This window comes from Achromobacter sp. 1011791174, assembly GCF_059760925.1.
The window spans coordinates 32,625-53,193 of sequence record NZ_JCBANH010000003.1 but is presented as its reverse complement, the minus strand read 5'-3'; the positions used below and the strand labels follow the sequence as shown (position 1 = coordinate 53,193).

The following is a 20,569-nucleotide window of genomic DNA, read 5'->3' as shown; positions in this document are numbered from 1 at the left end:
TAGGACACTATGTCCCGATACTTCATCAATCTGGTCGTTTTTCTTGTGGGCCTGGCCGCGGCAGGCTGGATCGGCGCGGGCTATGTCGGCTCGAACCCATTGGCGCTCGGCGTCACGCTGCTGATCGCCCTGTTCTACATGGCGGGCGCCTTCGAGCTGTACCGCTACGGCCGCGCCACCAGCGGGCTGCGCCAGGCGGTGGCCGGGCTGGACGCCCCGCCCGCCTCGCTGGCCGGCTGGCTCGACTCCCTGCCGCCCAGCCTGCGCCACGCCGCCCGGCTGCGCATCGAAGGCGAGCGCGCCGCCCTGCCCGGCCCCTCGCTCACGCCCTACCTGGTCGGCCTGCTGGTCTTGCTGGGCATGCTCGGCACCTTCCTGGGCATGGTGGTCACGCTGCGCGGCACCGGCCTGGCGCTGGAAAGCGCCACCGACCTGCACGCCATCCGCGCCTCGCTGGCCGCGCCGGTCAAGGGCCTGGGCTTCGCCTTCGGCACCTCGATCGCCGGCGTCGCCACCTCGGCCATGCTGGGCCTGCTGTCCGCGCTCTGCCGGCGCGACCGCATCCTGGCCTCGCAGCAGTTCGACGCCCGCGTCGCCACCACGCTGCGCCCCTATTCGCAAAGCTATCAGCGCGAGGAAACGCTCAAGCTGCTGCAACGCCAGGCCGACGCCATGCCGGCCCTGGCCGAGCGTCTGCAGGCCATGATCGACGCCGTCGAGCGCCAGGGCCAGGCCATGAATGACCGCCAGCTCGCCAGCCAGGACGCCTTCCAGGGCAAGGCCGAGGCCGCCTACAGCCGCCTGGCCGCCTCGGTCGAACAGACGCTCAAGGCCAGCGTGGCCGACAGCGCCCGCGCCGCCGGCGCGGCGCTGCAGCCCGTGGTGGAAGCCACCATGACCGGCCTGGCGCGCGAGACCGCCGCGCTGCGCGACACCGTGTCCGACGCGGTGCAGCGCCAGCTCGACGGCCTGTCCGCCGGATTCCGCGCATCCACCGCCGACGTGGCCGGCATCTGGGCGCGCGCGCTGGACGGTCAGCAGCGCGCCAACGAAACGCTGGCGAACGACCTGCGCGTCTCGCTGGATCAGTTCGCCTCCACCTTCGAGCAGCGTTCCGCCGCGCTGATGGACGGCATGTCCACGCGCATGGAGGCCTCGGCCGGCAAGCTGTCCGACGTCTGGGACGGCGCGCTGTCGCGCCAGGAACGTGCCGGCGAGAAGCTGGCTGGCGACAACCAGCAGGCCCTGGCCGCCGCCGCCGCCGCGCTGGAGCGCCAATCGGCCGCGCTGGTGCAGGCCGTGAGCCAGTCCCACGCCGACCTGCAAGCCGCGCTGATGGCGCGCGACGAGCAGCGCCTGGCCGCCTGGAACGCATCGCTGGGTTCGGTCTCGGCCTCGCTGCGCCAGGAATGGGAACAGGCGGCGGCGCAGACCGCCGGCCGCCAGCAGGAGATCTGCGACGCGCTGGCGCTGACCGCCCAGCGCATCTCCGACCACACCCAGCTGCAGGCCGGCGAGACCATCGCCGAGATCAGCCGACTGGTGCAGGCCGCGGCCGACGCGCCCAAGGCCGCCGCCGCGCTGCAGGCCGAGCTGGCCGCGCGCGACCAGGATCGCCTGCAGGCCTGGACGGCCTCGCTGGAGAACATGACCGCCGCGCTGCGCCAGGAATGGCAGCAGGCCGGCGCCGAGGCGGCCAGCCGCCAGCGCGAGATCTGCGACGCGCTGTCGCTCGCCGCGCAGAACATCTCCGAGCAGGCGCGCACCCAGGCCAGCGGCACGCTGGCCGAGATCAACCGGCTGGTCGACGCCGCCGCCGACGCGCCCAAGGCCGCCCTCGCGTTGCAGGACGAACTGGCCGCGCGCGACCGCGAGCGCCTGGACGCCTGGAGCGGCTCGCTGGCCGAGATGACCGCCGCGCTGCGCCAGGAATGGCAGCAGGCTGGCGCCGACGCCGCCAACCGCCAGCGCGAAATCTGCGACGCGCTGGCCCTGGCCGCGCAGCGCATCTCCGAACAGACGCAGGCCCAGGCCAGCGGCACGCTGGCGGAAATCAACCGCCTGGTCGACGCCGCCGCCGACGCGCCCAAGGCCGCCCTCGCCCTGCAGGGCGAGCTGGCCGCGCGCGACCGCGAGCGCCTGGACGCCTGGAGCGGCTCGCTGGCCGAGATGGCCGCCGCGCTGCGCCAGGAATGGCAGCAGGCCGGCGCCGACGCCGCCAGCCGCCAGCGCGAAATCTGCGATGCCTTGCTGCTGGCCGCGCAGGACATCTCCGAGCAAGGCCGCGCCCAGGCCAGCGGCACGCTGGCGGAAATCAACCGCCTGGTCGATGCCGCCGCCGAGGCGCCCAAGGCAGCCGTCGCCCTGCAGGCCGAGCTGGTGGCCCGCGACCAGGCCCGCCTGGACGCCTGGACCGGCACGCTGGCCGAGATGGCCGCCACGCTGCGCCAGGAATGGCAGCAGGCCGGCGCCGATGCCGCCAGCCGCCAGCAGCAGATCTGCGAGGCGCTGGCCGACACCGCCCGCCAGATCTCGGATCAATCGCGCGCCCACGCCAGCGACACGCTGGCCGAGATCAACCGCCTGGTCGATGCCGCCGCCGAGGCGCCCAAGGCCGCCGTCGCCCTGCAAAGCGACCTGGTGGCCCGCGACGAGGCCCGCCTGGATGCCTGGACCGGATCGCTGGCCGACATGGCCGCCGCGCTGCGCGAGGAATGGCAGCAGACCGGCGCCGCCACCGCCAGCCGCCAGCAGGAAATCTGCGACGCGCTGGCCCAGGCCGCGCGCGACATCTCCGAGCACACCCACACCCACGCCAGCGCCACCATCGCCGAGATCGAGCGTCTGGCACAGGCCGCGTCCGAAGCGCCGCGCGCCGCCGCCGAGGTCATCGGCGAACTGCGTCAGAAGCTGTCCGACAGCCTGGCCCACGACAACGCCATGCTGGAAGAGCGCGGCCGCCTGCTCGACACGCTCGCGACCCTGCTGGACGCCGTCAACCTCGCATCCACCGAGCAACGCGCCGCCGTGGACGCGCTGGTCGGCACCACCTCGGAACTGATGGACCGGGTGGGCGCGCAGTTCTCGGAACGCGTCGAATCCGAAACCGGCAAGCTGGCCGAGATCTCGGCCCAGGTCACCGGCAGCGCCGTCGAAGTGGCCAGCCTGGGCGAGGCCTTCGGCGCCGCGGTGCAGCTGTTCAGCGCGTCCAACGACAAGCTGGCCACGCAGCTCGAACGCATCGAGGCGGCGCTGGACAAGTCCATCGCCCGGGGCGACGAACAGCTCTCCTACTACGTGTCGCAGGCGCGCGAAGTGGTGGACCTGAGCCTGATGTCGCAGAAGCAGATCATTGAAGACCTGCAGCACCTGGCCAGCCAGCGCGCCGACGCGGGAACCGAGGCCGCATGAGCGAGGACTTCGACGCCGGCGTGGACAGCACCGCGCCCACCTGGGCGGTCTTCGGCGACCTGATGTCGGTGCTGCTGGGCTCGTTCGTGCTGATCCTGGTCAGCGTGATCGGCATGCAGCTCGAACTGTCGACCCAGCTGGAAGACGAGGTCAAGCAGCGCCAGGAGGAAACCCATCGCCGCGAAAGCCTGGAACAGGTGCTGGCCGGCCCGCTGGCCGCCGGCCGCGTCACGCTGGTCAACGGCCGCATCGGCATCAGCGGCAGCGTGCTGTTCGCTCTGAACTCCGACCAGCTCCAGCCCGAGGGCCGCGAGCTGCTCAGGAGCCTGGCCGAACCGCTCACCGCCTACCTGGGCACGCGCCAGGAAATCCTGATGGTCAGCGGCTTCACCGACGACCAGCAGGTGCGCGAGGGCAACCGCCGCTTCGCGGACAACTGGGATCTCTCGGCCCAGCGCGCGCTGACCGTCACCCGCACCCTGATCGACGCCGGCGTGCCGTCCTCGTCCCTGTTCGCCGCGGCCTTCGGCTCGGAGCAGCCGGTGGCCTCGAACGCCGACGCCGAGGGCCAGGCCAAGAACCGCCGCGTGGAAATCGCGCCGGTGCCGCGCCTGGCCGGCGACCCGGCCAAGAAACCGAATGAGTGACCACACGCAGGCCGACGCCGGGCGCGAACGGGATCCGATCCCGACCGCCCGGGAAAGCGATCAGGACCGCCAAGCCTTGAGCGCCCCCATGGACGAGTCCGCCAGCGCCCACGCGGACCCGCCCACCGGCGCCACCGCCCTGCCCCGCAGCGCCGCCGGCCTGCGCCTGGACGCCTGGCGCGAGCGCGGCGCCGACCGCATGGATCCCGTGCGCTTCCGTTTCATGGAAGCGCTGGAGCGACGCGCCGCTCCGCATGCCGGCGCCGCCCGCGCGCTGCTGGACCAGCGCCTGGCCGCCCTGCTCGACGCCTACGCGGCGGACCTGGAGCGGGACGAGGCCGCGCCCGGCAGCCCCGCGCCCGAGCCGTCGCAAGCGCCTGGCCGCGAGGCGCAGGATTGCGCCGCCGCCGATACGCCCATCGACGGTCCCCTGCCCGCCGACACCCTGGCCAGCCTGGCCCGCGCGCTCGACACCGGCCACGCCGTGCCCTGGCGGGGCGCCTACCCGGAGCTGCCGCTGCTGGACGTGTACCGCGATATCTGGGCCAAGGTCAGCGCCAACCGCCAGCTGCGCCAATCGGAACAGCAGGTGCCCGACAATGCCGGCCCGCTCAATTCCAACAACCTGGTCCACCGCTCGCTGGCGCTGATGCGCCAGCTCTCGCCCGGCTATCTGCACCAGTTCCTGTCCTACCTGGACGCGCTGGCCTGGATGGAGCAGTTCGATGGCGCGGTGGCCGCTGCCAAGGAAGCCGCGCGCGGTTCGGCCAAGGCTGGCGCCAAGGGTGCGGGCAAGGCGGCTAAGCCCGCCGCCGCCAAGCGCAGCCGGGCCAAGACGGCCTGACGCCCCGTCCGATTTGCGCCGGGCCCGGTGCCCGCAGTAAGATACGATCCATATACAAACCATATACGGATCACTTACATGGGCATCGTCAAGATCTCCGAGCAGATGCATGAGAACCTGCGCGTGGCCAGCGCCGCGCTCAGCCGCTCCATCAATTCCCAGGCCGAGCACTGGATGCGCATCGGCATGCTGTCCGAGCTGTATCCCCAGCTGCGCCACGCGGACATCTGCCAGCTGCTGATCCGCATCGAGCAGGCCGAGGGCTTCTCCATCGCCGCCCTGTCCCAGGGCCAGCCGCAAGACGCCCATCGGGAGGCCGCGTGATGGCCAGGAAGGTCTCGATCAAATCCGCCGCCGACATCGAAATGGCCCGCAAGGCCGGCGCGCTGGCGGCCGAGGTGCTGCAGGTGGTGGCCGAGCACGTGCGGCCCGGCGTCACCACCGACGAGCTGGACCGCATCTGCCACGACCACATCGTCAAGGTACAGCAGGCCATCCCCGCCAACATCGGCTACCACGGCTTTCCCAAGACCATCTGCGCCTCGCCCAACCACGTCATCTGCCACGGCATCCCGTCGTCCAAGGTGCTCAAGAACGGCGACATCCTGAACATCGACGTGGCCGTCATCAAGGACGGCTGGTACGGCGACACCAGCCGCATGTACTACGTCGGCGAGCCCAGCCCGCTGGCCCGCAGGCTGGTCCGCACCACCTACGAAGCCATGCGCGCCGGCATCATGGCCGTCAAGCCAGGCGCCACGCTGGGCGATATCGGTCACGCCATCCAGACGGTGGCGCACCGCGAGCACTTCAGCATCGTGCGCGAGTACTGCGGCCACGGCATCGGCCAGATCTATCACGACGAGCCGCAGGTGCTGCACTACGGCCGTCCCGGCGAGGGCCTGGTGCTGCAACCCGGCATGATGTTCACCATCGAGCCCATGATCAACGCCGGCAAGCCGGCCACGCGCCAGATGCCCGACGGCTGGACCGTAGTCACCAAGGACCGTTCGCTGTCCGCGCAGTGGGAGCACATGGTGGTGGTGACCGACACCAGCTATGAAGTGCTGACGCCCTGGCCCGACGGCTTCGGCGACTATCCGCCCATCCCCTGAGGCAGCTGCCGGGCAGCGCAAGTAGCGGAGTGCCGTGGCGGACGGCGGCGGCCATGATGGCGTCTCCGCCGTCCTGGCCGCACGCTGCCACGCCAGGACGGTTCCCGTCCAACGCACCGGCTGCCATCGCCTCCATGCCCTCCCTGTCTCCGGCGTTCCGCCGACTGGCCTCGTCCAACCTGGCCGCCCAATTCTCCGAACAGATCGCCCTGGCCGCCGCGCCGCTGGCCGCCGTGCTGGCGCTGGGCGCCGACGCCGCCCAGACCGGCTATCTGCAGACCGCCCAGACCCTGCCCTTCCTGCTGCTGTCGCTGCCCGCCGGCGTGCTGGCCGACCGCATGCAGCGCCGGCTGCTGATGAGCGCCGCCGAGTGCGCGCGCGCCGTGAGCCTGCTGTGCCTGCTGGCGCTGCTCTGGTCCGGCCAGTTGACCCTGCCGCTGCTGGCCGCGCTGGGTTTCCTGGGCGCCGTCGGCACCGTCGCCTACAACGTGGCCGCCCCCGCGCTGGTGCCCCGGCTGGTGGCGTCGGCCGAGCTGGCCGGCGCCAACCGCTGGCTGGAGCTGGCGCGCAGCGCCGCCTTCTCGGCCGGGCCGGCCGCCGGCGGCGCGCTGGTCAGCGCGCTGGGCGCGTCCGCCGCCTACGCGCTGGCGACCGCGCTGTCGCTGCTGGCCGCCCTGCTGCTGGCGGGACTGCCGGCCGACGCGCCCGCCGCGACGGCGACGCGCCGCCACATCGGACGCGAACTGTCCGACGGCGCCGCCTTCGTGCTGCGCCATCCGCTGCTGCGGCCCGTGCTGGTCACCGCCGTGTTCTTCAATGTGGCCTGGTTCGTGCTACAGGCCGTGTACGTGGTCTATGCCATCCGCGACCTGGGGCTGGACGCCGCCGGCGTGGGCCTGACGCTGGGCATCTATGGCCTGGGCATGCTGGCCGGCGCGCTGCTGGCGCCGCGCCTGGCGCGCCGGCTGAGCTTTGGCGCGCTGATCGCCGCCGGCCCGCTGTGCGCGCTGCTGGCCAGCGGCCTGATGCTGCTGACCCTAGCGCGCCCCTCGCCCGCGCTGGCGGCGCTCGCCTTCTTCCTGTTCGGCGCCGGCCCCATCCTCTGGACCATCGCCACCACCACGCTGCGCCAGGCGGTCACGCCCAACGCCATGCTGGGCCGCGTATCGGCCGTGATCCTGACCGCCACCTTCGGCGCCCGGCCCGTCGGTGCGCTGATCGGCGCGGCCCTGGCCGAGCAGGTCGACATCGCCGCCTGCCTGTGGGTCTCTGCGCTGGGCTTCGCGCTGCAATTCGCCGTGATCTGCGCCTCGCCGGTGCCCAGGCTGCGCAGCCAGCCCGAAGCCGTGGCCGGCTGATCCGGAGCGCGGGCGCGGGCTGGCCACGCCTAGCCCAGCGGGCCTCGCCGGCGGCGGTTGGCCGGCGGCGCCGGCACTGTTGCGGCCCGGGAAAACGCAAACTGTATCTGCCGCCTGGACGGGCCATGCCATAGACTGGCCCGGTCGCTCGTCCATCCCCCCGTCCGCCTCATGCTGAAGATCCTGGGAAAAGCCTCATCCATCAACGTGCGCAAGGTCCTGTGGACCTGCGTCGAACTCGACCTGCCCTTCGAGCGCGAAGACTGGGGCTCGGGCTTCCAGCCCACCGACGCGCCGGCCTTCCTGGCGCTCAACCCGAACGCCATGGTGCCCGTCATCCAGGACGGCGACTTCACGCTGTGGGAATCGAACAGCATCATCCGCTACCTGGCCAACCAGTACGGCGACGGCGCGCTCTACCCGACCGAGGCGCGCCTGCGCGCCCGGGTGGATCAATGGATGGACTGGCAGGCCACGGACCTGAACCGCTCATGGAGCTACGCCTTCATGGCCCTGGCGCGCCAGTCGCCCGCCCATCAGGATCCGGCCGCGATCCAGGCCTCGCAACAGGCGTGGACGCAGTTCATGGGCATCCTGGAACAGCGCCTGCAAGCCACCGGCGGCCATGTGGCGGGCGCCCGCTACTCGCTGGCGGACATTCCCGTCGGCCTGTCGGTCAACCGGTGGTTCGAGACGCCTTTCGCAAAGCCGGCGCTGCCGGCGGTGGCGGCCTACTACGACCGGCTGGCATTGCGCGAGGGCTACCGGCGGCATGGCCGCAATGGCTTGGCCTAGGACCGGCATGCCCGCCTGGCGGCAACGCGGCCAGCGCTCAGCCGCCCGCCAGCAGCACCAGCGCGTGCAGGCCCACCCCGATCAGCCCGCCCACCAGCGTGCCGTTGAAGCGGATGTACTGCAGGTCGCGGCCCACGCTCAGCTCCAGCTCGTCGACCAGATGGCGCTCGTCCCAGTTTTTGACGGTGCGCGCGATATGCCCGGTGACGCCGGCGCGCAGCCTGCCGGTGAGCCGGCGCGCCGCGCCCAGCACATGGCGATTCAGCGCCTCGCGCAGCGCCGCATCCTCCGCGAGCTTGCGGCCCATCGCCAGCAAGGCGCTTTCCAGATGCGCGGCCAGCGCCGAGTCCGGCGTGGACAGGTCGCGCCTCAGCGCCGCGTGGATGTCGTCCCATAGTCCGCGCACGTACTCCTGCACCTTCGGGTGATCGATGGCGCGCTGCTTGAGCGCCTCGGCCTGCGCCGCCAGCGCCGGATCGCTGCGCAGCCGTCCGATATAGTCCTGCAGCCAGCCCTCGTAGTCCTGGCGCACCGGATGATCCGGCTGCGACAGCACTTCGCGCAGCTCCTGCACCAGCGCGCGAGCCAGCCGGTCGGCCAGGTTGTCGGCGATGCCGTCCACCGAGGCGATCACGTCCACGGCCGCGATGATGCGCGGCCATTCCTTGCGCGCGAACTTCACCAGCAGATTCGAGGCGCGCTCGCGCACCTCTTCCGTGCCCAGGTAGCCGCCCAGCCGCTCCAGCGCGGCGTCCAGCAGCTCCTGATGGCGTCCGTCGCGGGTCAGCAGGCCCAACACCTCGCCGGCCGTGGCGGACGCGTCCCAGCGCCGCAGGTTGGACACCACGAACTCCTGGATCACGCCGCGCACCGCGCGGTCGTCCAGCAGATCCAGCGTCTGCAGGGCCACGCGGCGCGCGCCCTCGCTCAGGACGCGCGCCTGCCGTGGCCGCTCCAGCCAGCGGGCCAAACGCGCGGCCGGATCAAACACGCGCAGTTTTTCCAGCAGCGTGTCCGGGTCCAGGAAATGGTCGCGCACGAACACGGCCAGGTTGTCGCCGATGCGGTCCTTGTTGCTGGGGATGATGGCCGTGTGCGGAATCGGCAGCCCCAGCGGCCGGCGGAACAGCGCCACCACCGCGAACCAGTCCGCCAGCGCGCCCACCGTGGCCGCCTCGCAGAACGCGCGCACCCAGGCCCAGACGCCCTGCCCGCCCATCGCATGGCTGGCCACGAAACCGCCCAACATGGCGGCCAGCAGGAGCAGCGCGGCGATCTTCATGCGCCGCAGCTGCGCGCGCCGCGCGTCCGAGGCCAGGGAGGAATGAGGAACGGCGGGCGTGTCGTGGCGAGGCGTGTCGGTCATGCGGTCGTGGCGCTCGAGGGACGAATCAGCTTTGCAGCATACCAAGCGCGCGCCGACCGCCGACCGCCTGTCGTTCCCGCCTCGCAAACCTGCCTTGCGCGCTGGCGCCAGGCCGTGGAAACCCTTGATTGACAAGGCATGACCCGTGACGCCTAATCAATCAATCCAATAAAAAAGACATATGTCCAATATATCGGACATAACAATCGCCAACAACGCTTCCATCTGAAGGGGAATGCCATGACCACTTCCGTACGCGCAGGCCTGCTGTCGCTGGCCGCCGCCGCCCTCCTGTCCGCCGCGCCCGCCCAGGCCGGCAAGCTCGAAGACGTGCTGGCCCGCGGCCATCTCGTCCTGGGCACCGGCAGCACCAACGCGCCCTGGCATTTCAAGAGCGCCGACGACAAGCTGCAGGGCTTCGACGTGGACATGGGCCGCATCATCGCCAAGGCGCTGTTCGGCAATCCCGACAAGATCACCTACGTCAACCAATCATCCGACGCCCGCATTCCCAACATCACCACCAACAAGGTCGACATCACCTGCCAGTTCATGACCGTGACGGGCGAACGCGCCCAGCAGGTCGCCTTCACCATCCCCTACTACCGCGAAGGCGTGGGCCTGATGCTCAAGGCCGACGGCAAGTACGCCGACTACGCCGCGCTGAAGGAAGCCGGCTCGTCCGTGACGGTCTCGGTGCTGCAGAACGTCTACGCCGAACCGATGGTGCGCGCCGCGCTGCCCAAGGCCAATGTCGACCAGTACGAGTCCGTGGACCTGATCTATCAGGCGCTGGCCTCGGGCCGCGCCGACGCGGTGGCCACCGACCAGTCCTCGCTGGCCTGGTACATGACGCAGAATCCCGGCCGCTTCAAGGACGCCGGCTACGGCTGGAACCCGCAGACCTACGCCTGCGCCGTCAAGCGCGGCGATCAGGACTGGCTCAACTTCGTCAACACGGCCCTGCACGAAGCCATGACCGGCGTCGAATTCGACGCCTACGCCAAGTCGTTCAAGACCTGGTTCGGCAAGGACCTGCCGCCGCCGCAGATCGGCTTCCCGGTCGAATACCGCTGATCCTCGCCCGCGGCGGGGCCGTCCCCGCCGCCACCCAGCTTGCGGGAACGACGCATGGACTACACGCTGAATTTCGGCGCCGTCTGGCGCAACTTCGAGTACCTGATGAGCGGCCTGGCGCTGAGCCTGGGCCTGGCCGCGGTTTCCATCCTGATCGGCGCGGCGATCGGCCTGGCCCTGGCCTTCGCGCTGACGTCCAGGCGCCTGGCGCTGTCCGCGCCGGCGCGGCTGTACGTCACGCTGCTGCGCAACCTGCCCATCCTGGTGCTGGTGCTGTTCGCCTATTTCGCGCTGCCCCAGCTGGGGGTCCGGATCGACAAGATCAAGAGCTTCATGCTGGTGCTGTCGCTCTATTCCGGCGCCTACCTGGCCGAGGTGTTCCGCGCCGGGCTGCTGTCGATCCCGCGCGGCCTGACCGAGGCAGGACTGGCGATCGGCCTGACGCCCACGCAGATCCGCGCGACCATCATCACGCCACTGATGCTGCGCAACGTGCTGCCCTCGCTGTCGTCCACGATCATCTCGCTGTTCAAGGACACCTCGCTGGCGGCCGTCATCGCCGTGCCCGAACTGACCTTCGCCGCGCGCAAGATCAACGTCGAGAGCTTCCGCGTCATCGAGACCTGGATCGTCACGTCCGCGCTCTATGTCGCCTGCTGCTTCCTCATCGCCGCCGCGCTGCGCCTGATCGAGCGCCGCCTGGCGCTGCCCAGGTGAATCCCATGTCGCAGACCTTTCTTGAACAACTGTGGGCCGCCCGCCAGGTCATCCTGAACGGCCTGGCGGTCTCGGTGTCGATCTCGCTGCTGGCCATCGCCGCGGGCTCCGTCCTGGGCGTGCTGGCCGGCCTGGCGCTGACCTATGGCGGCCGGGCCGCGCGCCTGGCGCTGCGGACCTATATCGACATCGTGCGCGGCACGCCGGTGCTGGTCCTGGTGCTGGCCAGCTACTACGTGTCGGCGGCCATCGGCCTGGACCTGGGGCCCTTCGCGGCCGGCGTGCTGGCGCTGGCGGTGTTCTGCTCGTCGCACGTCGGCGAGATCGTGCGCGGCGCGCTGCAGGCCATTCCCCGGGGTCAGACCGAAGCCGCCAAGGCCATCGGCCTGAGCTTCGCCCAGACCTTCTCGTCGGTGCTGTGGCCGCAGGCGCTGCGCCAATGCCTGCCGGCCTGGGTCAACACGGCGGCCGAGATGGTCAAGGCGTCCACCTTGCTGTCCGTCATCGGCGTGGCCGAGCTGCTGCTGCGCACGCAGGAAATCATCTCGCGCAACTTCATGAGCCTCCAGTTCTATTTCCTGGCCGGAGGCCTGTACTTCATCGTGAACTTCGGCATCGAGCGCCTGGGCAAATACGTCGAGCGCAAGACCGCGCTGCCGTCCTGAGGAGATCACCACCATGGCCAACACCATCCTGGACATCGCGGGCCTGCGCAAGGCCTACGGCCAGAACGAAGTGCTCAAGGGCGTGGACTGCGCCGTGCGCGAAGGCGAAGTCATCTCCATCATCGGCTCGTCCGGCTCGGGCAAGACGACCCTGCTCCGCTGCATCAACATGCTGGAGGAATTCGAGGGCGGCACCATCCGGCTGGACGGCGAGGAAATCGGCTACCACGTCGAAGGCGGCCAGCGCCGGCGCAAGAGCGAGAAGGACATCGCCCGCCAGCGCGCGCTGACCGGCATGGCCTTCCAGCAGTTCAATCTGTTCCCCCACATGAGCGCGGCCGAGAACGTCATGCTGGGCCTCATCAAGGTCAAGAAGCTGGACAAGGCCCAGGCCCGCGCCATCGCCGAACAATGGCTGGAACGCGTGGGCCTGGCGGCGCGCGCCAACCACTACCCCGGCCAGCTATCAGGCGGCCAGCAGCAGCGCGTGGCCATCGCCCGCGCCATCGCCATGGCGCCCAGGCTGATGCTGTTCGACGAAGTGACCTCGGCGCTGGACCCCGAACTGGTGGGCGAGGTGCTGCAGGTCATCAAGGCGCTGGCGGCCGACGGCATGACCATGCTGCTGGTCACGCACGAAATGCGCTTCGCCTACGAAGTATCGTCCCGCGTCATCTTCATGAACCAGGGCGTCATCTGCGAAGAAGGCGACCCCAGGGAGATGTTCGCGCGCCCCCGGACCGAGCGGCTGGCGGAGTTCCTCAAGTCGTCGAGCTTCAGCTAGGGCCCGATCGCCTATGATGGCCGTCCGCGACTTGCGGACGGATCCGCCACCGGCGGATCCCACCGGAACGAGGTACTGGAGATGAACATGGCCGACGCCCCCGGCGACACCGTGGCGAAACGCACCCGGGGGCTGGACCGCGCGTTCGAGATCCTGGAATTCCTGCGCGTGCGGCGCCAGCCCCTGCGCCCCAACGAGATCGCCGCGGCCATTGGCGCGCCGCGTTCGTCCGTCTATGAGCTGGTCAACCTGCTGCTCGAGCACGGCATGCTCGAATACCAGGGCGGCGACGGGCGCGTCTTCCTGGGCCGCCGCCTGTATTTCCTGGGCACGGCCTACGCCGAACAGTTCGACCTCATGCGCGAATGCGACCGCATGCTGGTCCGGCTGGCCGAGGAAACCCGCGAAACCGCGCAAATGTGCCTGCTCGAAGGCAACAAGTACACGGTCGCCATGATGCGCGAGGGCCTGCGGCCGTTCCGCATCTCGTCCAGCGTGGGCGAGCTGGTTCCCATCCCCTGGACCGCGTCGGGCCGGCTGCTGCTGGGGCACCTGTCGGACCCGCAGATCAGCGCGCTGATCCCGCCTGAGGACTTCGTCATGCCCGATGGCGGCCGGCTCGCGGCCGCCGATTTCATCGCCGAGGTCCGGCGCGCCGCCAGCGACGGCTACTTCGCCTTCAACAGCGTGGTCGAAAACTTCACCCACTGCTTCGCCGCGCCCGTCCGCCAGGCCGACGGCGCCTGCATCGCCACGCTCTGCCTGGTGACGCCGCGCGAGGACGGCCTGAACAACCGCGACGCCTATCTCGACAGCCTGCTGCGGGCCGCCCGCGAGATCTCCGAGAAACTGGGCTTCAATCCCTCGCCGGCGCGCGGCTCGCGCGCCTGAACCTCGGCGGCCACTGGCCGCCGCAATCGCTTCCGCGCCCGCATCGCTCGCCACTCGCCACTCGCCACTCGTCGCGCATGGCGCATTGCTGGCGCGGTGCGGCAGCGCTCGCGGCTGGCACTTTGAAACGATGCAATGCATCGATTGCTCGCGACCCGGGTTTCCCCTTGTAAATGCGGGGCAGTCGCCGGGTACCAGTTTCAAATTCAGATTTGTCTTATGCCGCCATTCCGATGGCCATAGTCTAATTCCGTGGCAGAAAAAGCAATGCGCGCACGCCTCCCTCCGGGAGGTCGTTTATTTTCACGCGCCTGTTTTTCGACCCCATGCATCAACCCTGCTCGTGGCCAGACCCAAGACCAAGATCCGCTGCTCGCCTCCCCGCAGAAACTCAGCAAAGCAATCAGAAATTCCCGAGGACGTTTAATGAGATTCCACCTATCCGGCGCAGCCGCCCTGCTCGCGGCGTTCATCCTGACGGGCTGCAACACCATCAGCCCCGCGCGCGTCTCAGAGGAACCCGAGGCACGCAACCAGGAAGAAAAATGCTATCAAGAGTTTTCCGCGCTGAAGAACCTGGATCCGGCGACCTACGAAAAATACCGTGAGCAGATGAATGCCATCGACGAGAACTTCCGGATCTACAAATCCAACGAAACGCTCATCGACGAAAACGCCTCCGAAATCATGCTGACGGAAGTGAAGAAAATGCTCTCCCTGGTTTGCGTTCGAATCAACAGCGCGGTCTATTCCAATATGAGGACCCGCGCCCAAAGCCTGAACAAGCTATGAGAAAGTACGCCTACGCGACGCTTTGCGGCACGCTGCTGTTCTCCGGCAAGGCGGCGTTTGCCATCGAAACCAGCCTGCTGGACCGGCTGGCCCAGGAGCGCATCATCGGCGACGGACAGGCCCGCCCCCAGGCCTATCCCGTTCCCTCACAGCCCGGCGCGCCGCGCGCAGCCAGCCCGGCCCAGGCGCCCAGCGCCAACGCGGAACTCGTCGGCCAATTGCGACAGGCGAACGAACAGCTCCAGGAACTGGAACAGAAGCTGGCCGCGACGGAACAGGGCAACGCGCTGCTCACCGAGCAACTGGCGCAGCGGCAGGCCCAAGGGAGCCGCTCGCCGGAATCCAGCGCCCTGGCCGCCGAGCAGGAACAGAATCAGGCCCGCATCCGCGAACTGGGCCAGCGGCTTGAAGACGCGCAAGCGCAAAGAGACGCCCTCGCGGCCGAACTCGCCAGCGCCAGGACGGCAACGGCAGGCAACGCCTCCCAAGACAGCGCGCTCAGCGCCGCCCTGGGCACGGCGCGAACCGAGATCGCCAGCCTGAAACAACAGACGGCGGACCTGCAGGCCGCCAACCAGCAGCTCAGGGATCAGCAACTGAGGGACCAGCAGGCCGCGCAATCCGCGCAACAGGCCAAGGCGGACAAGACAGGCGGCGCCGGGCGCGTCGTCATCAACGACGCGGCGCCCAAGGACGTGCGCGTCAGCTATGCCGTCGGCGCCTGGTACGCGGAAAGCGCGCCGCAGGAAACCCAGAAGTTCGCGTCCATCGGCAAGAAGCTGGACCTGCAGGCGTTCTCGCAGGGCTTCACCGACAAGATCAACAATCGCCTGCAGCTGCCCCAGGCCAAACTCTCGGCCGAACTCGACGGCGCGCAACAGCAGCTGGAAACCGCCATGCTGTCCAAGAATGAAAAAGAGAGCAAGGTCCTGCTGGCGGCGGCCGCGAAGGAAAAAGGCGCGGTCAAGATGCCGGACGGCGTGATCTACAGGATTCTCGACAAAGGCAAGTCGCCGAGCGTGTCGGACAAGAACGAAATCCTGTTCGACATCGAAGAACAGCTCTCCACGGGCGAAGAACTGGTCCGGGAAACTCGCAGCAGCCACGTCAAGGACCTGCCGCCGCTGTTCCAGAGCATCGTCAAGCAGCTGGGGCTTGGCGGCTCGGCAAAGATCCTCACCCCCGTGACCCAGGCCCATGCCGCATCGGGCATCCCGCCGGGCACCGTTTCGATCATCACGATCAAGCTGGCTGGCATCAAGTAAGGCCCGTAACCATCCCGCCCGGCGGCGCGTCACGCGCCTTCTGCGTGATGCCGCCCACATGCGGAAGGCCATTCCTGGGCGGTCCGCTCTCCCGGGCCGGGGCGCCTCCAAGGCGCCGAGGGCAAGATCGACTACTGCCATAATTTGGCAGTTGCACCGCCTAGCATGAGGGCTCATTCACACAATACGGAGCCCATCTTGCCCTCTCCCATCCCCGCCCGCCTCAACCTGTTCCTGCTGTACGTCGCCGACCCGCTGGCCAGCGTGGCCTTCTACCAGCGCCTGCTCGACCGCGACCCGCTGGATGCCTTTCCAAGCTATGCCGCCTTTGCCCTGGACGGCGGCTACGTGCTGGGCCTGTGGGCCTCGCACCGGGTCAGCCCGTCGCCGCCCGTTTCGGGCCACCGCAGCGAAATCGCGTTCACGGTCGACGACGACGAAGCCGTGCGCAGCCTCCACGCGCACTGGCTGACGCTGGGCGTGCCCATCGAGCAGTCGCCCGTCGCCGAAGTCTTCGGGCTGACCTTCGTCGCCCTGGATCCCGACGGCCACCGCATCCGCGTCTGCCCGCGCTGACCGCCAGGGCAGTCACGCCCGTTCAAGACCCGGCGCGACGCCCGCGCGAGCATGGCGGCTTTGCCAGGAACCGCGCCATGCACGACCCGACCGCCGCCGGCGGCCCCATCGAATCGCCCGCCACGTCCGCGCCCGTCCCGCCGGAAAAAGTCGTCATCGTGGTGTCGGCCGGCCTGGCCCTGGGCCAGGCGGCCAACGCCGCCGCCTGCATCGCCGCCGGCCTGGGCGCGGGCCTGCCCGGCTGGGCCGCTCGGCCGCTGCGGGATGTGGACGGACTGCAATCATTCGCTATCTCGCACCTGCCCATCATCATCCTCAGCGCCAATGACGCGCAGATGGCCGCGCTGTGCGACCGCCTGCCCATGGAGCCGCCCGTCGGCGGCGGGCTAGCGCTGTTTCCCGCCTATGCGCAAGGCATCCACGACTGCCACGCCTATTGGGAGCGCCACCGGGAATCCGCGCATCGCCGCCTGCCCATGCTGGGCATCGGACTGGCCGGCGCGCGGCGCTGGATCAATGGACTGACGGGCAGCCTGCCGATGCTGCGGTAGTGTGCTGTCCCGTAGGTACGTCCGCATGACGAAATTCATCCATAGACGTCAGGGCCAGGCGCAAACCGCAGTGATACCCGTAGGTATCACGAGGATTTGCAACGACGCCATGGCGGCTAGGGGTGGATTTCGTGCGGGCGTATCTGCGGGACAGCACACTGGGCCGGCACGATGCCACGCGCCCGCGCCGGGCCGTCAAGAACGTCGGAACGTCCTAGCCCTTCTTCGGCGGCTGGGCTTCCAGGAATTCGGCGCAATCCGGCACGGGCGTGGCGGGCCGATACACCGAACCGTCCTCTTTCCATTTGTAGGTGACGGTGTAGCTGCACTGATTGTCGGCCTGCGGCCGCGACTGCGCCGCCGTCGGCGCCGGCAGCTTGCTCGAATCCGCATAGCGGCTGGCCCCCGCCGGTGCACGCGTGGCCTGAGTGGTGACCTGCAGGTCCGGATACGACTGCCCGCCCGCCACCGCCTTGAGCACGGCGTCGTAGCGATACTGATCCATGCAATTAGCCTCGCGTCGCTGCTGATCCGATTCGTTGAAGCAGGATCGTATCGACGCCTTGGCGCTAAGGGGCATCACGTGCACCAGGCCCGAGACCTTCTGGTCCAGATCGACCATGAACAGGTACAGGTCCTTGCGCGAGAAACTGCCGCCCGAAAACTGGATTTCCTGCTTGTAGTCCGGCGCGGCGGGGCCGATCACGCCAACCAGGGCGCGCTCCTCGCTCAGGCGTATCAGGTGCGGCCAGACGGTGAAGTTGGAAAAGTTCGGAATATCCGGCAAGTCCCAGATGCGGTAATCGGCGCGCAGGCTACGGCTGGACGCAAAGGGACCGTTGTCCTCGAATCCGCCGTCCAGCTTGATCCCGACGCACCAATCGGCCTGATCATTGCAGTACAGCTTGTTCTGCGGGTTCAGCTTCAACGCTTCGACATCGGGCTGGGCCGCGGCGGCAAGGGCGGGCAAGGCGGCGCACATCAGCAGCGCAAGGGTCTTCTTCATCGTGGTACCTGGCGGGCGGGAATACGGTGGCGCATTGTGGCGCAGTTTTTCCAGTGGGGCGTCACCAATTGTTTAAATGGCAACGAATTCTCGGTTCAGCCCGCAACGCCCAGCAGGCCGGGTTGCCCCTCATGCGCGGCCTGGGCGCGCCGCAGGATGTACTCGATCATCATCGCGATGGCGCGCGGATGGTGGCGGTTAGGCATGTACAGCATATACATGGCGCGACCGAAGATGCTCAGCCGCCAGTCCGGCAGCGCCTGCAGCAGCTCGCCACGCGCCACGTCCTCGTGCACCACGTAGTCGGGCACGATGCCCACGCCCAGACCGGCGCGCATGGCGTCGCGCAGGAAGGCGTAATTGCGCGAGAGCACGGTGGGCTCCAGCACCACATGCTGCCGTGGCTGGCCGCCGTAATAGGCCGACAGCCGCAGCGGCCGGCCGATGACGGCGGCGCTGATGACGGGGCGGCGCGCCAGGTCCTCGGGCATCGCGGGCAGCCCCTTGGCCTCCGCATAGGCGCGCGAGGCGCAGGCCACGTAGCGGACCTGTCCCAGTTCACGCGCCACCAGGTTCTGCGGCGGTTCCGACATGATGCGCACCGCGATGTCGACCTCGTCGCGCAGCAGATCGTCCACGCTGTTCTCGAACAGCACGTCCAGCACGATGTCGGGATAGTCGCGCTTGAACTCCAGCAGCCAGGGCGTCATGACGAACTGGCCGTAGCCGCTGGGCACGCTGAGCCGGACCTTGCCCTGCGGCGTCTTGCCCAGGCTCTGCACCGACTCGCGCGCGGCGACCAGCTCGTCCTGGATGCTGCGGCCGTGCTGGTAGAGCTTCAGCCCGATCTCGGTGGCTTCCACGCGGCGCGTGCTGCGCCGCACCAGCTGCATGCCGACCGACCGCTCCAGCTGGCTCAGGTGGTAGCTGACATTGGCGCGGGTCATCTTGAGCCGGCGCGCGGCCTCGCTCAGATTGCCCGCGTCCAGGATCTCCACCAGCAGGGTCAGGGATTTGGTGTCCATGTCGGCCTATCGTCGTTCGATTGCGTTCCGCTGCATTGTCAAATTTTATTGATCGCGGTGTCAATTATTGATGGCATTGTCAAGACTTCTTTGCTGATCAAGAATTAGGCGCAGGGCGTGGACCGTTTCAAACGGTCCATGAACCCAGCCCTTACGCCGCGCCCCCAGGGGTCTGTCGCCTGCGATGGCGGCCCGGCGATGAAGAAACCGGCCACGGAGATGGCCAAGGAGACGCAAGCCATGACAGCCCAAGCCAGCGCCGGCACGCGCCACGCGGACGGCCCCGCCGCCGGGGATCCCCAATCAACATCCCTGGACGCCCAGGCCAACGCCGCGCTGGACGCGGCGCTGCGCGAGGCCGGCCCGGATCCGGTGACGCGCGCCGCCATCGAGCACGCCTTCCACGCCGAACGGCGGACCTGGCGCATTCCCGAGCTGGAGCAGGCCAGGCCGCGCCGGCTGGAGCGCGTCGGCGTGGTGGGCGGCGGCACCATGGGCGCGGGCATCGCCGTGGCGCTGCTCGACGCGGGGCTGCCGGTGGTGATGGTGGAACAGGACGAGGCGGCGCTGGCGCGCGGCCGCGCGCGGGTCGATCAGGTCTACGCGCGACTCGTGGGCAAGGGCCGCATGAGCGAGGACGAACGCGCGGCCCGCATGAACCGCTGGCAAGGCGCCACCACGTATGACGCGCTGGGCGAGGCGGACCTGATCATCGAGGCCGTGTTCGAGGACATGGACGTCAAGCTGGCGGTGTTCGCCGAGCTGGACCGCGTGGCGCGGCCGGGCGCGGTGCTGGCGACCAATACGTCCTATCTGGACATCAACCGCATCGCGCGCGCCACGCGCGGGCCGGCCGACGTGCTGGGCCTGCATTTCTTCTCGCCGGCCAACATCATGAAGCTGCTGGAGGTGGTGGCGGGCCAGTCGACCGCGCCCGACACCGTGGCGACCGGATTCGAACTGGCGCGGCGGCTGGGCAAGACGCCCGTGCGGGCCGGCGTCTGCGACGGTTTCATCGGCAACCGCATCCTGGCCGTGCACCGGCAGGCGGCCGACCTGATGATGCAGGACGGCGCCTCGCCCTACGAGATCGACGCGGCCGTGCGCGCCTTCGGCTATCCCATGGGTCCGTACCAGATGGCCGACCTGGCCGGCGGCGACATCGGTTGGGCCACCCGCAAGCGCCGCGCCGCCACGCGCGACCCGGCGCTGCGCTACGTGCGCATTCCCGACCTGCTGTGCGAGCGCGACTGGTTCGGCCAGAAGACCGGGCGCGGCTTCTACCTGTATCCGGACGGCGCGCGCCAGGGCGAGCCCGATCCCGAAGTGCTGGCCCTGATCGACGAGGAACGCCGCCGCGCCGGCGGCTCGCCCCGTGCATTCAGCCAGGACGAGATTCAGCGTCGCTACCTGGCCGCCATGATCAACGAGGCCGCCAACGTGCTGCGCGAGGGCATCGCGCTGCGCCCCTCGGATATCGACGTGGTGTTCCTGTACGGCTACGGCTTTCCCCGGCTGCGCGGCGGCCCCATGCACTACGCCGACAGCGTGGGCCTGGAGCGCGTGCTGGCCGATGTGCGCGCCTATGCGGCAGAGGATCCGGCGTTCTGGAAGCCCTCGCCGCTGCTGGCCGAGCTGGCGGCATCCGGGCGCGGTTTCGCCAGCCTGAACCGTTGAACGCGGC

At 69.3% G+C, this 20,569-nt stretch carries 20 protein-coding genes; 17 read left to right on the top strand and 3 right to left on the bottom strand.

What is annotated here, in order from left to right; translation table 11 throughout:
• Positions 1 to 9 precede the first annotated feature (9 nt).
• From AC6LJ5_RS01930 to AC6LJ5_RS01900, 7 genes are all read left to right on the top strand, one after another.
• Positions 10 to 3,411, top strand: a complete 3,402-nt coding sequence (locus AC6LJ5_RS01930; RefSeq protein ID WP_498139698.1) for a DUF802 domain-containing protein — start codon at positions 10 to 12, stop codon at positions 3,409 to 3,411.
• On the top strand, positions 3,408 to 4,058 hold the full coding sequence (locus AC6LJ5_RS01925) for an OmpA family protein (RefSeq protein ID WP_392410749.1): 651 nt from the start codon (positions 3,408 to 3,410) through the stop codon (positions 4,056 to 4,058). The genes AC6LJ5_RS01930 and AC6LJ5_RS01925 overlap by 4 nt, the downstream gene beginning before the upstream one ends.
• Entirely contained in the window at positions 4,051 to 4,902 is an 852-nt protein-coding gene (locus AC6LJ5_RS01920) for a DUF2894 domain-containing protein (protein WP_498139697.1), read from the top strand. The genes AC6LJ5_RS01925 and AC6LJ5_RS01920 overlap by 8 nt, the downstream gene beginning before the upstream one ends.
• Positions 4,903 to 4,980: 78 nt before the next feature.
• Positions 4,981 to 5,226 carry a ParD-like family protein gene (locus tag AC6LJ5_RS01915; protein ID WP_103274736.1) on the top strand — a complete coding sequence of 82 codons (246 nt, stop codon included), beginning with the start codon at positions 4,981 to 4,983 and terminating at the stop codon, positions 5,224 to 5,226.
• The gene (map, locus tag AC6LJ5_RS01910; protein ID WP_498139696.1) at positions 5,226 to 6,017 is read left to right on the top strand and encodes a type I methionyl aminopeptidase; all 792 of its coding nucleotides are present in this window, start codon (positions 5,226 to 5,228) and stop codon (positions 6,015 to 6,017) included. The genes AC6LJ5_RS01915 and map overlap by 1 nt, the downstream gene beginning before the upstream one ends.
• 134 nt (positions 6,018 to 6,151) lie before the next feature.
• Complete coding sequence (locus tag AC6LJ5_RS01905; RefSeq protein WP_498139695.1) at positions 6,152 to 7,375, top strand: MFS transporter; 1,224 nt, start codon at positions 6,152 to 6,154, stop codon at positions 7,373 to 7,375.
• Between the two features lie 171 nt (positions 7,376 to 7,546).
• Positions 7,547 to 8,170: a glutathione S-transferase family protein gene (locus tag AC6LJ5_RS01900; RefSeq protein ID WP_498139694.1), complete on the top strand. Its 624-nt coding sequence runs from the start codon at positions 7,547 to 7,549 to the stop codon at positions 8,168 to 8,170.
• Positions 8,171 to 8,207: 37 nt separating this feature from the next.
• Here AC6LJ5_RS01900 and AC6LJ5_RS01895 read toward each other — a convergent pair whose 3' ends face one another.
• Complete coding sequence (locus AC6LJ5_RS01895; RefSeq protein WP_392410745.1) at positions 8,208 to 9,536, bottom strand: DUF445 domain-containing protein; 1,329 nt, start codon at positions 9,534 to 9,536, stop codon at positions 8,208 to 8,210.
• Positions 9,537 to 9,776: 240 nt separating this feature from the next.
• Between AC6LJ5_RS01895 and AC6LJ5_RS01890 the strand changes: the two genes are divergently transcribed.
• From AC6LJ5_RS01890 to AC6LJ5_RS01850, 9 genes are all read left to right on the top strand, one after another.
• Positions 9,777 to 10,613 carry a transporter substrate-binding protein gene (locus tag AC6LJ5_RS01890; RefSeq protein WP_103274741.1) on the top strand — a complete coding sequence of 279 codons (837 nt, stop codon included), beginning with the start codon at positions 9,777 to 9,779 and terminating at the stop codon, positions 10,611 to 10,613.
• 54 nt (positions 10,614 to 10,667) lie between these two features.
• Positions 10,668 to 11,330: an amino acid ABC transporter permease gene (locus AC6LJ5_RS01885; protein ID WP_498139693.1), complete on the top strand. Its 663-nt coding sequence runs from the start codon at positions 10,668 to 10,670 to the stop codon at positions 11,328 to 11,330.
• A gap of 5 nt (positions 11,331 to 11,335) precedes the next feature.
• On the top strand, positions 11,336 to 11,995 hold the full coding sequence (locus AC6LJ5_RS01880; RefSeq protein WP_103276514.1) for an amino acid ABC transporter permease: 660 nt from the start codon (positions 11,336 to 11,338) through the stop codon (positions 11,993 to 11,995).
• A gap of 13 nt (positions 11,996 to 12,008) precedes the next feature.
• Positions 12,009 to 12,779, top strand: a complete 771-nt coding sequence (locus AC6LJ5_RS01875; RefSeq protein ID WP_498139692.1) for an amino acid ABC transporter ATP-binding protein — start codon at positions 12,009 to 12,011, stop codon at positions 12,777 to 12,779.
• A gap of 87 nt (positions 12,780 to 12,866) precedes the next feature.
• Complete coding sequence (locus tag AC6LJ5_RS01870) at positions 12,867 to 13,670, top strand: IclR family transcriptional regulator (RefSeq protein WP_498139691.1); 804 nt, start codon at positions 12,867 to 12,869, stop codon at positions 13,668 to 13,670.
• Between the two features lie 267 nt (positions 13,671 to 13,937).
• Positions 13,938 to 14,462: a YuaE family lipoprotein gene (locus AC6LJ5_RS01865; RefSeq protein ID WP_158658436.1), complete on the top strand. Its 525-nt coding sequence runs from the start codon at positions 13,938 to 13,940 to the stop codon at positions 14,460 to 14,462.
• A complete protein-coding gene (locus AC6LJ5_RS01860) occupies positions 14,459 to 15,727 on the top strand; it encodes an FKBP-type peptidyl-prolyl cis-trans isomerase N-terminal domain-containing protein (RefSeq protein ID WP_103274745.1) in 1,269 nt (422 codons plus the stop codon). The genes AC6LJ5_RS01865 and AC6LJ5_RS01860 overlap by 4 nt, the downstream gene beginning before the upstream one ends.
• Positions 15,728 to 15,925: 198 nt before the next feature.
• The gene (locus AC6LJ5_RS01855; protein WP_498139690.1) at positions 15,926 to 16,303 is read left to right on the top strand and encodes a VOC family protein; all 378 of its coding nucleotides are present in this window, start codon (positions 15,926 to 15,928) and stop codon (positions 16,301 to 16,303) included.
• A gap of 77 nt (positions 16,304 to 16,380) precedes the next feature.
• Positions 16,381 to 16,854 carry a DUF2000 family protein gene (locus AC6LJ5_RS01850; protein ID WP_498139689.1) on the top strand — a complete coding sequence of 158 codons (474 nt, stop codon included), beginning with the start codon at positions 16,381 to 16,383 and terminating at the stop codon, positions 16,852 to 16,854.
• A gap of 214 nt (positions 16,855 to 17,068) precedes the next feature.
• Here the strand turns inward: AC6LJ5_RS01850 and AC6LJ5_RS01845 are convergent, their stop codons facing one another.
• Entirely contained in the window at positions 17,069 to 17,860 is a 792-nt protein-coding gene (locus AC6LJ5_RS01845; protein WP_498139688.1) for a hypothetical protein, read from the bottom strand.
• Between the two features lie 95 nt (positions 17,861 to 17,955).
• Positions 17,956 to 18,885 (bottom strand): LysR family transcriptional regulator, encoded by a 930-nt coding sequence (locus tag AC6LJ5_RS01840; RefSeq protein WP_103274749.1) that lies wholly within the window; start codon positions 18,883 to 18,885, stop codon positions 17,956 to 17,958.
• A 138-nt stretch (positions 18,886 to 19,023) separates the two neighbouring features.
• Between AC6LJ5_RS01840 and AC6LJ5_RS01835 the strand changes: the two genes are divergently transcribed.
• Positions 19,024 to 20,562: a 3-hydroxyacyl-CoA dehydrogenase gene (locus AC6LJ5_RS01835; RefSeq protein WP_498139687.1), complete on the top strand. Its 1,539-nt coding sequence runs from the start codon at positions 19,024 to 19,026 to the stop codon at positions 20,560 to 20,562.
• The last annotated feature ends 7 nt before the right edge of the window (positions 20,563 to 20,569 follow it).